Raw genomic sequence first — 13,506 nt, 5'->3', positions numbered from 1 at the left:
ATTACACCTCTTTCAGTCTAAAGTCACCATTCATGGTAAATCCTATCAACCCAAAGGCCTCAAGTTCTCCTATACTTGCTATTATTTCTTTTCGTGTTGAACCTGTTTCCTTCATCAAAAACTGGATTATCATCTCTCTTGAAATTATCTCCTTACTTTTTCGTCTCATAATTTTTCCTCCCAAAATACAAAAAAGAACTAACGGATTTTTCCGTTAGTTCAATATTTTCTATTTATCAAAACACTAGACACTTACTAGACTTTATTTTCACTGCTAGATAGATTGAGAAGAAGGGTAAAGGTGCTTCCCCGTCCGTACTGGCTGCTGACTGTGATTTCTCCACCCAATTGATGGGCCAATTCACGCGCAATCGCAAGACCTAAGCCATGACCACCTGTTTTCATATTACGCGAAGTTTCGACACGATAAAGTCGTTTGAAAATATTCTCCAAGTCCTCTGGTGCAATGCCCTGCCCCTCATCCGTTACACTGATTGAAAGCTGGTTTTTCTCCAGCTTAGCTACCACCTCCAGCTTGGTTCCTGGAGCTGAGTATTTAAAAGCGTTATTGACCAGATTCACCAAGATACGAGAGAGTTTGGCATAATCTCCCTCAATTCGGGCAGACTCAGGGATTACCTGCAAATGGACATCTCGCTCCTCCTGCTCAATCAAGAACTGAAATTCACTCATGCACTCAATCAAGAGTTGGTCCAGAAAAATACTGTCTTTGCTGGCAGTTTCCACCTGATTTCTAGCTGTGTTTAGGGTCAAAAAATTCAACTCTTCAACCAGTTTATTGAGTCTTTCTGTCTGGCGTCCAATGGTTGCTAGATAATGGGCTTGTTCTCCTTCCTTGATAACCCCATCCAAAATCCCTTCTACAGTCGCTTGGATCGAAGTGATAGGGGTCTTGATATCATGCGACAGCTGGGCAATCATCAAGCCCTTGTCTCGTTCGCTTTCTTCCAAGGAATCAAAGGTTGCTTGCAAATCATGGGACATTTCATTGAAAGCTTGCCCTAACTGCTGAAATTCTGCAGGCCCTTGAACCTCCAGATTTGCAGGGAAGTCCTTGTCCGCTACTCGCTTGGCATGTTCCTTAAGTTTGGCCAATGATGTAAAGACAGGCGATAGGAGAAAGAGACTAATCCCAGCACCGACAAAACTTGCGATTAAAGTCATGCCAATCAGGAAATAAATTTCTCTTTGCTCAATTAACATGCGCTGGATAGCCCAAAAAACCACGATAATCGTTAGGAGTGTTGAAATGATATACCCCACTAAAATATAACTTTTTAATTTCATTGACTACCTCGTGCTTTCTCAATTTTGTAGCCCAAACCCCAGACGGTTTTGATAGTGGGCGTTTCTGCACTGGCATGTTTAGCCAACTCCTGTCGAAGAGCATGAATATGAACATTCAAGGTATTAGTATCATCCACATAGTCTTCTTGCCAGACCTTTTCATAGAGATCTGTCTTAGAGAAAACCCGCTCTGGATTGCTAGCTAAAAGCCATAGAAGTTCGAAGGATTTGACTGTCAAATCAAGCGCCACATCTCCGACTTGGACCTCATGGCTACCGTGATTCATTCGTAAATCCCCGAGACTAACGACTTCTGTCTCACCTCCACGATGAAGGCGACGCAAGATATTGTGGACACGCAAAACCAGCTCACGTGGGCTAAAGGGCTTAGCAATAAAGTCATCTGCCCCCAAGCTCAGGCCGTAAATCTTGTCCTGCTCACTGGTCTTAGCCGTGATAAAGAGAAAAGGCTGATCTGGAGATTGATACTGAACCTCACTAATCAAGTCATAACCATCCATCCGAGGCATCATGATATCTGTAATAATCAAATCAATCGGTTTTCGCTTGAAGATTTCCAAGGCCTCTACTCCATCATGAGCCACCAAAACCTGATACCCTGCCTGAACCAGATAGCGTTGATGAATATCTGTGATTTCTACCTCGTCGTCAACGAGTAAAATAGTCTTTCCCATCTGTCTCTCCTTTGAAAAAAACAGTGCTATACTACAATAGTATAACACTATTTTAATCGCTTTACGAACATTCTAAACCATATCCGGATTTTTCAAATTCTAGATAGAAAGTCTGTAACTAGACTAGTCATTCTCCTCTTTTTTAGCTTTCAAACCGAGTCCACCTAACAGTCCAGCCAAGGCGAGTCCAAAGAATCCAAGAGTAGCCATTGATGTTTGGGCTTCACCAGTATATGGAAGCATGTCTTTTTTGCCTTTCATTTGATCAGCCATCATCGGATTTGACACCTTGTTATTAGATGCCATCTCGCCTTCATCAGGCATTTTGCTTGTGGCTGCTGGAACTTGATCTTGTTTCATACTTGGTGTTGCCATAGGCTGGCTAGCATTCATGGTTTTATCTTGCTCTTTGTTTGGCATCATCTTATCCTGGCTAGTAGCTGGCATTTTAGATTTCATCTCATCTTGATTAGCACTTGGCATTTGAGCGTTTATATTAGACGCATCTTGATGACCATTCATCATTGGAGCCGGCATAGCTGAACCATTAGAAGATGAGACGGAATCTGACTGCATCGGAACAAGAGACTGATGTCCATTCAAGTTCACTGTCAAATCTTTAGTCGCTACTAGGTTAGTCAAATCGGCCTTACCATCTTTAGCGCCGTACACTTTGATAGTAGCTTTATAGCTTTGAGTGCCGTTTTGTTTTAAGAGGTCAAGCAAGTCTTTGTCTGATTTACCTTGAGTGCCAGCCAAATCTACTTCATAGAAGTAAAGACCTTTGCCCAATTTTTCTACTGGTGGAAGGGCGGGATTTTTGGCTGAACCGTTGTCTGACCATGGGGCCTTATCGGAGGCTTTCAAAATAAGACGAGTCAACATACCGTCACCAGCGAAGAATTCGTATGGAATAACTTGATTGACGCCAGCTGTAAATGGGCCTGGGAAGTTCGCTTTGTCCAAGTAAGTAGCTGGAACATCTATTGTGTCTTTAGTGTTGTCGGCTACGCCTTTTTGAACTTCAGCTGGGGTGGTTAAGCCATTCAAGTTGACATCCAAATCCTTAGTCGCTACGAGATTGCTCAAATCGGCCTTGCCATCTTTTGCACCGTACACTTTAATAGTAGCTTTATAGCTTTGAGTACCGTTTTGTTTCAAGAAATCAAGAAGCTCTTTATCTGATTTTCCTTGAGTGCCGGCCAAATCCACTTCGTAGAAGTAGAGACCTTTGCCCAATTCCTCTACCGGTGGGAGAGCGGGATTTTTAGCTGAACCGTTGTCTGACCATGGAGCCTTATCGGACGCTTTCAAGATAAGGCGAGTCAACATCCCATCACCAGCGAAGAATTCATATGGAATAACTTGGTTGACTCCAGCTGTAAATGGACCTGGGAAATTAGCTTTGTCAAGGTAGCTAGCTGGGACATCTACTGTGTCTTTGGTATTATCAGCCACACCTTTTTGCACTTCAGCTGGTGTGGTTAAACCATTCAAGTTGACATCCAAATCCTTAGTCGCCACAAGATTTGTCAAATCAGCCTTGCCATCTTTAGCGCCATACACTTTGATAGTAGCTTTATAACTTTGAGTGCCGTTTTGTTTCAAGAAATCAAGAAGCTCTTTATCTGATTTACCTTGAGTACCTGCCAAATCCACTTCATAGAAGTAAAGGCCTTTGCCCAATTTCTCTACCGGTGGGAGAGCAGGATTTTTAGCCGTTCCATTGTCTGACCATGGAGCCTTATCAGAGGATTTCAATATAAGGCGAGTCAACATACCGTCACCAGCGAAGAATTCGTATGGAATGACTTGGTTGACTCCAGCTGTAAATGGACCTGGGAAATTGGCTTTGTCAAGGTAGCTAGCTGGAACATCTACTGTGTCTTTGGTGTTATCAGCCACACCTTTTTGCACTTCAGCTGGAGCAGTCGCTGGTTGCGCTTCACTGGCTTCGCGGTCTTGTCCAGAAACTGTAGACGTGGGACCTTCCACAGGTTTAACTGTATCTTCTGTTTGTTTCTTAGAGTCAGGTTGTGCTTGCACTTCTTCTTTTGGTGCTACTACTGGCTCTTTAGCAGTTTCGTCCGCTTTTTCTGAAGAGCTTGTGGTGTCCACACTTGCTTGAGGTGTTGGAATAGACTGTTCTGAAGGAAGAGCTACATCGACTGCTTTTTTGAGAACCTCTGCTGGTAAGTCGCCCTTTTCACTCACCGAGGCGTCGTTTGGCACGACTTGAGCAGTAGTCGGATTGACGACATCAGCACGTGCAGAACTTGGTTGACCGACTAGGACAAAGAAGCCACTAGCCACAACAACTGAAGCAACACCAACACTGAGGCGGCGAATAGACCAACGAGTATATCTCTGATTTGGATTGAATTTCATAGGATTCTCCTTAGAGTTTTCTTTTTTTGATGACTCTAGTATAATCTCCTAAAATTAAAAAGGATTAAGAAAAAGTTAAAATTTTTCTTAAATCCCTCTTATAAAATACTTATATTGACTCAATAGTCGTTGAAAAAAAGAATAGTCATTCCTCTTCTACTCACTAAGGCTTGCTAGGGTATCCAAATATTGGTTATTAATCACCGCCATGATATAGGTATCCGGTTTTAATAAATCATTTGGTCCAAACTGTACATCTAAGGGAGCATTTTCGTAGTCACGAAAACCGAGGATATTGAGATTGTATCGTCCTCGAAGGTCTAGTCGACTAAGACTCTGCCCTGTCCAGGACTGTGGAATTTTCATCTCGACAATTGAGACATTCTTGTCCAACTGAAAGACATCTACACTGTTATTAAAGAGAATCGTCTGTGCCAACGAACGACCCATCTCAAACTCTGGTGAAATGACTGAGTCTGCACCGATTTTTTCAAGGACTTTTTTTGCTGTATGGCTTTTAACCTTAGCAATAACAGTCGGCACACCCAGACTCTTGCAATGCATGACTGCAAGAACACTAGACTCTAGATTTTCACCAGTTGCGACGACTACGGTATCGCAGGTATCAATTCCAGCTGATAGCAAGAGTTCCTCATCTGTGATATCTCCAACAACACCACGCACCAAGACTGGTTCAAATTGATTGATTCGTTCCTCATGATTATCAATAGCGATAATATTTACATCATGCTTGGCGAGAGCAGCCAGAACACTACTCCCAAAAATACCCAAGCCTAAAATTCCGATTGTCCGATCTGACATAGTTTATCCTTTCTTATCCTATGGTAATATCTGCCTTCATATAGTGAATCATATCTTTCTTATCTGGCCGATACTCAGCCAAACTAACTAATAGCGTCAGAGGTCCGATTCGCCCAATAAACATCAGTAGCATGATGACACTAAGCGCTAGCTTACCTAACTCTGGTGTCAAATTAGCAGTTACTCCAACCGTGGCAAGAGCTGAAATAGTTTCAAACATCAGGTAGATAAATTTCGGATTCCCTTCTGCTGTTATTCCTAGTAAAATCAAGCCAACCAGAAAAGTCAATAAAAAAATAATGAAGACACTGAATGATTTTTGGACTGTCCGAGGTTCAATCGTTCTCTGTGCTACATTGGCATGAGGTAACCCTAAAAATTCACTACGTGCGAATACCAACAAGACAAAGAAGGTTGTGATTTTTAGTCCCCCTGCTGTACCGCCAGGTGCCCCACCCAGAAACATCTGCAAAATATAGATCATCAAGGTAACAGGCCTAGCCTGAGTAAAATCAATAGAAGCAAATCCTGCCGTCCGCATGCTAACAGTTTGGAAGAAACTAACCAGCAATTTATCTGGGAAGCTGAGATTGCCAATCGTTCCCGAATTGTTCCACTCTATCAAGAGGGTTGAAACTGTTCCAGCAAATAAAATCCCCGCTGTTAAGAAGAGGACTAGCTTAGTATGGAAACGAAGACGACGCTTTTTCTTCTTTCCTAATTGGGTAGCCAAGTCGAACCAAACCATGAAACCTAGACCACCCGTAATAATCAAGCCTGCTATCACTAGATTAATCAATGGGTCTGTCTGAAAGGCTAGCAAACTCGTGCTACCAAAATTATCAAATCCAGCATTACAGAAAGCTGAAATAGCTACGAAAATGGAAGTAAAAATTCCCCGTCCCCAACCAAACTCGGGGACAAAACGAAAACTTAGCAGAAAGGCTCCGAATCCTTCTACTAGAAAAGTCGTCACGAAGATGGAACGTAGAAAATCCCTCAGAGACTGGGTTTCTTCGAAGCTAAAGCTCTCCAGAATCGTTTCTCGACCTCGAAGACTGAGTTTTTGCTTGCCCTGGATATAGAAAATTCCGATAAAAGTCATGAGACCCAAACCACCAATCTGAATCAAGAACATACAGATCAGCTGCCCCCAGACATTGTAGGTCGAAGCGACAGGTAAGGTAAAAAGTCCTGTCACACAGACCATAGATACAGCTGTAAATAAATGATCAAAGTAACCGGCATGAGATGTTGGAGATTGTACAAATGGCAGACTCAAAAGGAGAGACCCCAAGAGAATAACCAAAGCAAAACTTAAAAAGATTCTCCGAGCGGGTGATAAACGCCCTAGAATGGTATTTATTTTTTCAACAATTGATTTTAATAACATAGCTACATTGTACCACAAAAATCTGAGAATACTCACATATGACTAACGATATCAAGGCAGAGACCTAGCGCCTTATCAAAAGCTTCTGCACCCCAATCGCGTTGGTCATAGTTATCAAGATCTGCCAAAGAATCTGCCGTAAACAACAACTCACCCCAAACTGCTCCGCGAAGCTGAGCTACTGCCGCAAGAGCTGCACACTCCATCTCCACAACTACGCAGCCTTCTTCCTTGCGATAGGCAACTTTTTCAGCTGTTTCTCGGTAAAATCCGTCTGTCGACCAAGTCATGACTTCTTCGTAAGGGACACCTAGTTGTTCCAAAACTTGCTCGATAGAAGAAACAGCCTCTACATGCACATCCATATAACGAGAAGGCGCTACATAGTGGTAGCTGGTTCCCTCATCTCGCAGAGCGCGAACAGGAACGAGAAAGGCATTTTCCTCTATATCGGCTAGGACTCCACAAGTACCAGTGGAAATGATTTGCTCCACACCATAGCCAATCAACCAATCCATAAACTGGGCCGCAGGGGCAGAACCAACAGGAGCCTGAGCCAGACACACTTCCTCACCCTTGTAACTCATGACATAAACAGGATAGGTTTTAGTGGCAGACACAAACTCCCCAACGCACTCCGCCCCTACTTCCTGAGCGTAGCGGTCAATCTCCTCTTCCAAAAATGCATAGATGCACTTCTTTGGCAACTGTAAATCTAATCCTTCGTGATTTGGCATGATGACTGCCTGAGGATTATCATCAAACTCTAAAATAGGAATGGCATGTTTTTGAATCATAGAGTACCTCCTCTAAATTTGTACTATTATAACAAAAGCAAAACGAAAGTCAAGACGGAAGCCTAAGTCAAATCAGAAAAAACCTACCTTAAGTAGGAAACAACAATTAAATGCTTTTTTCGTCATAATAAACTTGCTATAGCTTAGGAATTATCTTATAATAGATTGAATTTGAAAAAGGGAGAAATCTTATGAAATTCTATTCCTATGACTATGTGCTCAGTCAGATCAGTCAACAGAATTGGGCCATGATTATCGTATCAGCTTTACTGCTTATCGTGACTGGATTTTTTTGCATTTAAAGCTTTCAAAGATAAAAAAGGGAGCAAGTTCCGTGAATTATCGCTCATTTCTATTTTGACCTTAATCGCATTCGTTTTGATAAGCATTACGAATCTTCAAAACAGTCAATCCAATGATAATCAATTCCGCTCTTCCCTAAACTTTATCGAAGTCGTTTCAAAAGAATTAGGTGTAGATAAAAAAGAGGTCTATGTCAATACCTCAGCAGTAACTGATGGAGCTATTATTAAGGTTGGCGAACATTTTTATCGTGCCATTAGCGGGACTGACCAAGATAGCTATTTATTAGAAAAAATGGAACTCTATAAATCAGATGTTGAACTCGTGGAGGTTGAAAAATGATAAGCTTTTTTGCTACAATTGCAATTAAATTGGCCTTGGGGCTTCTTTCTCTTGTTTTTGTTATTAACGTAACAGGTAAAGGAAATCTAGCACCAAGTTCTGCAGTGGACCAAATCCAGAACTTTGTTCTCGGGGGTATTATCGGTGGGGTTATCTACAATAGTTCTATTACCATCATCCAATACATTGTTATCCTCATTATTTGGACTATTCTCATTTTACTCCTTAAATGGTTGAATACCAATGTTTCCTTCATCAAACATCTGATTGACGGGAAACCAACTATTATCATTAAAAATGGTAAGTTAGATCCAGAAGCTTGTCGCTCAAAAGGTCTTGCAGCCGCAGATGTAGCTCTTAAATTGCGCTCTCAAGGAATCTTCCAACTGAAGGATGTCAAGAGAGCTGTGATTGAGCAAAATGGACAGCTAATTGTTGTAAGAATGGGTGACGAAAATCCTAAGTACCCCGTCATCACAGACGGTGTTGTCCAAGTTGAAATCCTAGAAACCATTGGCAAATCAGAAGAGTGGCTAACTGAGAAATTGAAAGAAGAAGGTTTCGAAGATGTTTCTAATATCTTTATCGCTGAATATGATAAAGGTCAATTGAATATTGTAACCTATTAAAAAAATAAACTGATGCTTTTCGTATCAGTTTTTTGCTTTTTAGCATAAAAGGGTATATACTTAAATTAATATCTGATTTATACTCTTCAAAAATCAAATTCAAACCACGTCAGCTTCGCCTTGCCGTACTAGAGTACAGCCTTCGGCTAGCTTCCTAGTTTGCTCTTTGATTTTCATTGAGTATTAGTTTAGATAATTCAAAAATTTAACGGAGGTATCCCCCATGTCAATCGAAGAAAAATTCAACCAAGCTAAAGGTTCTGTTAAAGAAGGTTTTGGTAAACTAACTGGCGATACAAAAACTCAAGCAGAAGGAGCTGCAGAAAAGGTAGCTTCAAAAGCTAAAGAAGTTGCTGAAGATGCAAAAGAAGCTGTCGAAGGCGCAGTATCTGGTGTAAAAAATATCTTTAAAAAAGACGGAGAATAATTCTTTTTCGTCCTAATAACATAAGAAAATCTCCCTTCTCTTTCGAGAAAGGAGATTTTCTTTTATGGTCGTCCACCAGGGCCTCCATTTCCTTGAGGGCCACTGCCAGGTGCTCCTCCGCCTCCAGGCATAGAATTGACGATTTCAGTTTGTTTTTCACCGTTGAGGTAGATATCTCCACCTGTATAGGTCGCTGTCCCATCAAAGTCAAATCCTGATTGACCTGTCATTTTGATGGTTCCGCCATTGACTGTGATATTACCGTTTGAGTCAATTGGATCTGTATCCCCTTGACCAACTTCAACTGTCAAGTTCCCACCATTCATAGTGAAGAAAATTTCACTTTGTTGGGCATTTTTGTTGGCTGCATTGACACCATCATCCGTTGAATAGATGGTGATATCTCCGCCGTTGATTGTGATTGACTTACCTTCAAGCCCTTCTGTAGAATTCTTAACAGTATAGGTACCACTATCGATAACCAAATCACCTGAAGCGTGGATACCATCGTCCCCTGCAGTAACGGTTATAGTGTTATCAGAGAGATACATGGTTCCAACAGAAGTATCGTCATCATTATCAACCTTAACTCCGTCTTCCTTAGCATCGATAGTCATGGTTGTGCCGGTAATGTTAAGTTCGTCATTGACATTAAAGGCATCTCCGACTGCTGTGATATTGTAAGTACCGCCTGTGATGTGAAGTGTGTCGTTGGCCTTGATAGCATTGTTTTTCTTACCATCTACATTGAGAGTTCCTTTACCATTGATGGTCAAGTCCACTTTAGAGAAGAGGGCCGCGTCAGCCTTGTCATCACTATTTGAAGCTGAATCTGAAAGGCTATTGGTTGTGCCATCTGCTAGAGTTAGGTAAACATGTCCAGCTGATGTTGCAGAAATAGCTGCATTGGCGTTGGTCATTGTTACACCATTTAGAACGATGTGTACGTCATCTGAACTTCCAGTTTCGATCTTGATTTGAACTCCATCAGATTGACCAGAAATGACATAGGTACCTGACTTAGAGATTGTAACGGTAGATCCTGATACGGCCACTCCGTCACCTGATACCGTCGCCGTTGACCCTGACAAAGTTACAGTTGCAGCTGTTTTTTCATCATAAGAAGTATCATAGTCCTTATCTGTAAAGTAACTAGTTGTTTTCTTATTGGTAGTCACTGTTGTCGTTGCAGTACTATTGCTAGCTGTTGTATTTGAAGTTGACTGGGTACATGCTGTTACCAGTGCTAGAGTTGTTATACTTGTTAATAGGAATGTCCATTTTTTTGCTTTCATGCTCGTTTCCTCGTCTTTCATTTTACATGCTCTTAGTCTACGGGTCTTTCCTAAAAGAAGCCTAAACTTTTTCTGAAAGTTTTCTTAAGTTTAGTTTCAATTAAGTTAAATTTAACAAAAGTTTTAGAAACCCCCTCTAGAATTGTAGACAAGCAAGTTCACCTTGTTTAAAAATAGTATAACTGAAAGCAAGAGGAGAAAGACTTATGAAACCATTAGAAACAACTTTTAAGCGGATTGAAACCAAATATATTATCTCCAAAGATAAACTAGACAAACTGATTCAAGATTTAAAGGAATATTTAGTAGAAGACGACTATCCAATTTCAACTATTTCAAATATCTACTTTGATACGGAAGACTTTGCTGTGCTCCAAGATGATGATTTTGGAAATAAGCGAAAAGAAAAGGTTCGGATGCGGACCTATCTCAGCCAACCTAAAGCAGATAGTCAAGTATTTTTAGAAATCAAAACCAAGGACCAAGAAGGAGTTGGTCGCAAGTTTAGACTACTCTCAACTCCTACTTCTATCCTTAATTTTATGACCAAAGGGCACTTGGATGCTAGCATTACTGATACAGTCGTCATTGAAAAAGTGAAAAAACTTCATCAGGATTACAAGCAAGCAATCCAGCCTCGTATGTACATCTACTACGATCGTTATTCATTAAAAGAAAAAAAATACATCGAGGGCTACAACTATAACAAAATTCGTATCACAATTGACCAAAATCTAGTCTATAGAGGTGAAAATGTCAGTCTTTTCGCTGGAAACCATGGGGATGCTTTACTAGATGATAATACTGTGATTATGGAGATTAAAGCTCCTGGAAACAAACCTCAGTGGTTACAAGACATTCTAGACAAGTATAGTTTGATGGAGCACAAATTTTCAAAATACAGTTGTGCTTACCACAAATCTCAAGGGCTTCCTTATGCACCACGTCCCAGTATAGAAAGCGCAGGTACCGCTTATGCTTAATCTATTTAACTCCATTTTCAACAACGCTACTGCAAGTGCAGACCCCTTCCAACTACTGCTGGCACTTCTAGTCAGTCTAGTCCTCGGTTTGGCACTTACTTGGACCTACAAATATCGGACCCTCTACACCAGAGAATTTGCTATCAGCTTGACTCTGCTTCCCTGCCTTATGACCTTGGTTATTTTTCTGGTCAATGGGAGCTTGGGTACTTCAATTGCTGTAGCAGGAACTTTTAGTTTGATTCGTTTCCGTTCTGCAACCAGTGGTTCAAGAGAACTGATTGCAATTTTCCTTGCCATGATTATCGGTCTGGCTTGTGGAACAGGCTATCTCTTCCTGGCAATTCTCTTCACACTCTTTATCTTGGGCGTTTGGTTCCTTTTGGAAAATCAACAAGTCAAAACTGACAATCAACGTCGTAGACTTTTGACAATCACGGTAGCCAATCAAGAGAAGGTACAGGAAGCTATCCAATCAGCTCTTGACCAATTCTGCTCAGAAATTGACATGATTACGATCAACAGCACAAATGCAGGGGACAACCTTAGCATTGTCTATGAAGTCGAGCTAAAAACAGAGGCAGATGATTTCCAAGTGACTAGCTATCTTACACAAAATATTCATCAATGCGATGTGGCATTGACTAAAAAAGCTAAAAAGAGAAAAAATCTCTAAAGACGAAAAACGAGGCTGGGATAAAAATTCCGACCTCGTTTTTTGCTAGCAATAAGTTTTTGATACTGAGACTGGTTAGGCTTTTCGATTCCAAAGAGTTCTTGTGAAAAAGACTTCACTTTCTCTTTCTACAACCTTTAATTTCCTTTAACTGGAATCTCTTTGATAACTCGTGCTGGATTTCCTGCTAGAACTACATTGTCACCAAAGGATTTTGTAATGACCGCTCCTGCTCCTGCAACGACATTGTCCCCTAAAGTAACACCCGGTAGGACAATGACACCACCACCTGCCCAAAAGTTCTTACCAATCGTGATGGGTTTGCCAAACTCTAGTCCCGAGTTTCGTTCGTCGGGGTCCAGTGGGTGAAGGGGTGTTAAAAACTGACAATTAGGACCAATCATGGCATTATCACCGATGGTTATAGGACAAACATCTAGCATAGTTAAATTCCAATTGGAATAAAAATTTTCTCCCAGATGAATATTGACCCCGTAATCTACTACCAATCGAGGATTGACATAAAGATTTTCACCAGTTGAACCAAACCATCCTTTGATGATTTCCATACCTTTTACTGGATCAACTTCTTCATTAAAAGCTGCTTGCTTTTGTCGCGCTGTTTGCGCTAAGGTACGGAGTTCTGGGTCGAATGGGTGATAGGGTTCCCCCGCAATCATTTTTTGATATTCAGCTTTCATATTTTGACATCCTTGTTTATTTTATACTCTTCGAAAATCAAATTCAAACCACGTCAGCTTTATCTGCAACCTCAAAGCCGTGCTTTGAGCAACCTGCGGCTAGCTTCCTAGTTTGCTCTTTGATTTTCATTGAGTATTAGATGATTGTAGCATAGTTCTATCTTTAATACAAGCATCAAAAAAACTAGTGCATCGCACGATGCACTAGTTTCTTATTAGAAAGTTGATTTTTATCAATACTTTACAGAGTTGATTAGTCTTCTTTCTTTTTACGAGCCATAAGTCCGAATCCACTCAAGACACCTACTAATCCAAGGGCAGCAAGACCAGCATGGTCTTTAGTACCAGTATTTGGCAACTGAGGAGTTGTTGTCTTAGCTCCTGTTTCAGTTACTAGAGCTGATTTACTTGGTGTTTCTGGAACTTGGATTGGTTTTGGTTCTGGTGTCGGAACTGGATCTGGCGTTGGCACTGGATCTGGCGTTGGCACCGGATTCGGTGTTACCACCTTCTTGTAGATGTGTTGGATATTACCATCTTTATCTACAACTGTCTCCACAAACTCGTAACCTGGAATTTCTTTCTTAGGCTGTTCACCATTCTCAGTCGGATATCCTGGAATTGGATTTCCATTTTCATCAACATAAGAGGTCGTAATCTTTTCGTAGACGTGCTCGGTATCTCCGTTTGGAAGTTTCTTCGTTTCTACGAAGCGGTAACCTGGAATAGCTTTCTTCGGTTGTTCGC

The 13,506-nt window shown here is 41.1% G+C and carries 14 protein-coding genes and 1 pseudogene; 5 read left to right on the top strand and 10 right to left on the bottom strand.

What is annotated here, in order from left to right; genetic code table 11:
• Position 1: 1 nt before the first annotated feature.
• The 7 genes from SINDD18_RS11035 to SINDD18_RS09730 form a co-directional block, all read right to left on the bottom strand.
• On the bottom strand, positions 2–169 hold the full coding sequence (locus tag SINDD18_RS11035) for a hypothetical protein (protein ID WP_193750849.1): 168 nt from the start codon (positions 167–169) through the stop codon (positions 2–4).
• Positions 170–255: 86 nt separating this feature from the next.
• Positions 256–1,308, bottom strand: a complete 1,053-nt coding sequence (locus SINDD18_RS09755; protein WP_061863971.1) for a sensor histidine kinase — start codon at positions 1,306–1,308, stop codon at positions 256–258.
• On the bottom strand, positions 1,305–2,003 hold the full coding sequence (locus SINDD18_RS09750) for a response regulator transcription factor (RefSeq protein WP_000520650.1): 699 nt from the start codon (positions 2,001–2,003) through the stop codon (positions 1,305–1,307). The genes SINDD18_RS09755 and SINDD18_RS09750 overlap by 4 nt, the downstream gene beginning before the upstream one ends.
• A gap of 123 nt (positions 2,004–2,126) precedes the next feature.
• Positions 2,127–4,391 carry an SSURE domain-containing protein gene (locus SINDD18_RS09745; protein WP_061863970.1) on the bottom strand — a complete coding sequence of 755 codons (2,265 nt, stop codon included), beginning with the start codon at positions 4,389–4,391 and terminating at the stop codon, positions 2,127–2,129.
• Positions 4,392–4,547: 156 nt separating this feature from the next.
• Positions 4,548–5,213, bottom strand: coding sequence for a potassium channel family protein (locus SINDD18_RS09740; protein WP_061863969.1), 666 nt, complete (start codon positions 5,211–5,213; stop codon positions 4,548–4,550).
• 13 nt (positions 5,214–5,226) lie between these two features.
• The gene (locus tag SINDD18_RS09735; protein WP_061863968.1) at positions 5,227–6,606 is read right to left on the bottom strand and encodes a TrkH family potassium uptake protein; all 1,380 of its coding nucleotides are present in this window, start codon (positions 6,604–6,606) and stop codon (positions 5,227–5,229) included.
• A 32-nt stretch (positions 6,607–6,638) separates the two neighbouring features.
• The gene (locus tag SINDD18_RS09730) at positions 6,639–7,403 is read right to left on the bottom strand and encodes a nucleoside phosphorylase (RefSeq protein ID WP_061863967.1); all 765 of its coding nucleotides are present in this window, start codon (positions 7,401–7,403) and stop codon (positions 6,639–6,641) included.
• Between the two features lie 191 nt (positions 7,404–7,594).
• On the opposite strand from SINDD18_RS09730, the pseudogene SINDD18_RS10640 reads away from it, so the two are divergent.
• The 3 genes and pseudogenes from SINDD18_RS10640 (at position 7,595) to SINDD18_RS09715 (ending at position 9,104) form a co-directional block, all read left to right on the top strand.
• Positions 7,595–8,048: pseudogene (locus tag SINDD18_RS10640) on the top strand (DUF3290 family protein).
• Positions 8,045–8,677 (top strand): DUF421 domain-containing protein, encoded by a 633-nt coding sequence (locus SINDD18_RS09720; RefSeq protein WP_061863966.1) that lies wholly within the window; start codon positions 8,045–8,047, stop codon positions 8,675–8,677. Before SINDD18_RS10640 ends, SINDD18_RS09720 begins: the two are co-directional and overlap by 4 nt.
• Before the next feature lie 223 nt (positions 8,678–8,900).
• Positions 8,901–9,104, top strand: coding sequence for a CsbD family protein (locus SINDD18_RS09715; protein ID WP_000020982.1), 204 nt, complete (start codon positions 8,901–8,903; stop codon positions 9,102–9,104).
• A gap of 62 nt (positions 9,105–9,166) precedes the next feature.
• Here SINDD18_RS09715 and SINDD18_RS09710 read toward each other — a convergent pair whose 3' ends face one another.
• Entirely contained in the window at positions 9,167–10,399 is a 1,233-nt protein-coding gene (locus tag SINDD18_RS09710) for a carbohydrate-binding domain-containing protein (protein WP_061863996.1), read from the bottom strand.
• Between the two features lie 206 nt (positions 10,400–10,605).
• On the opposite strand from SINDD18_RS09710, the gene SINDD18_RS09705 reads away from it, so the two are divergent.
• Positions 10,606–11,382: a polyphosphate polymerase domain-containing protein gene (locus SINDD18_RS09705; RefSeq protein WP_061863965.1), complete on the top strand. Its 777-nt coding sequence runs from the start codon at positions 10,606–10,608 to the stop codon at positions 11,380–11,382.
• Complete coding sequence (locus SINDD18_RS09700) at positions 11,375–12,058, top strand: DUF4956 domain-containing protein (RefSeq protein ID WP_061863964.1); 684 nt, start codon at positions 11,375–11,377, stop codon at positions 12,056–12,058. The genes SINDD18_RS09705 and SINDD18_RS09700 overlap by 8 nt, the downstream gene beginning before the upstream one ends.
• A 137-nt stretch (positions 12,059–12,195) precedes the next feature.
• Here SINDD18_RS09700 and SINDD18_RS09695 read toward each other — a convergent pair whose 3' ends face one another.
• Both SINDD18_RS09695 and SINDD18_RS09690 read right to left on the bottom strand, forming a co-directional pair.
• Positions 12,196–12,759, bottom strand: coding sequence for a sugar O-acetyltransferase (locus tag SINDD18_RS09695; RefSeq protein WP_061863963.1), 564 nt, complete (start codon positions 12,757–12,759; stop codon positions 12,196–12,198).
• A gap of 253 nt (positions 12,760–13,012) precedes the next feature.
• Positions 13,013–13,506, bottom strand: a 494-nt coding sequence (locus SINDD18_RS09690) for an LPXTG cell wall anchor domain-containing protein (protein ID WP_153014465.1), incomplete at its 5' end; no start/stop codon positions are given.

Origin of the sequence: Streptococcus infantis, assembly GCF_001579645.1 — a bacterium.
Lineage (GTDB): Bacteria > Bacillota > Bacilli > Lactobacillales > Streptococcaceae > Streptococcus > Streptococcus infantis_E.
Note: the sequence above shows the minus strand (reverse complement) of the source record. Positions and strands in the feature narration are given on the sequence as shown.

Excerpts from the sequence above, each read along its gene's own strand:
- SINDD18_RS11035 (WP_193750849.1), bottom strand. The coding sequence starts at position 169 with ATGAGACGAAAAAGTAAGGAGATAATTTCAAGAGAGATGATAATCCAG.
- SINDD18_RS09755 (WP_061863971.1), bottom strand. The coding sequence starts at position 1,308 with ATGAAATTAAAAAGTTATATTTTAGTGGGGTATATCATTTCAACACTC.
- SINDD18_RS09750 (WP_000520650.1), bottom strand. The coding sequence starts at position 2,003 with ATGGGAAAGACTATTTTACTCGTTGACGACGAGGTAGAAATCACAGAT.
- SINDD18_RS09745 (WP_061863970.1), bottom strand. The coding sequence starts at position 4,391 with ATGAAATTCAATCCAAATCAGAGATATACTCGTTGGTCTATTCGCCGC.
- SINDD18_RS09740 (WP_061863969.1), bottom strand. The coding sequence starts at position 5,213 with ATGTCAGATCGGACAATCGGAATTTTAGGCTTGGGTATTTTTGGGAGT.
- SINDD18_RS09735 (WP_061863968.1), bottom strand. The coding sequence starts at position 6,606 with ATGTTATTAAAATCAATTGTTGAAAAAATAAATACCATTCTAGGGCGT.
- SINDD18_RS09730 (WP_061863967.1), bottom strand. The coding sequence starts at position 7,403 with ATGATTCAAAAACATGCCATTCCTATTTTAGAGTTTGATGATAATCCT.
- SINDD18_RS09720 (WP_061863966.1), top strand. The coding sequence starts at position 8,045 with ATGATAAGCTTTTTTGCTACAATTGCAATTAAATTGGCCTTGGGGCTT.
- SINDD18_RS09715 (WP_000020982.1), top strand. The coding sequence starts at position 8,901 with ATGTCAATCGAAGAAAAATTCAACCAAGCTAAAGGTTCTGTTAAAGAA.
- SINDD18_RS09710 (WP_061863996.1), bottom strand. The coding sequence starts at position 10,399 with ATGAAAGCAAAAAAATGGACATTCCTATTAACAAGTATAACAACTCTA.
- SINDD18_RS09705 (WP_061863965.1), top strand. The coding sequence starts at position 10,606 with ATGAAACCATTAGAAACAACTTTTAAGCGGATTGAAACCAAATATATT.
- SINDD18_RS09700 (WP_061863964.1), top strand. The coding sequence starts at position 11,375 with ATGCTTAATCTATTTAACTCCATTTTCAACAACGCTACTGCAAGTGCA.
- SINDD18_RS09695 (WP_061863963.1), bottom strand. The coding sequence starts at position 12,759 with ATGAAAGCTGAATATCAAAAAATGATTGCGGGGGAACCCTATCACCCA.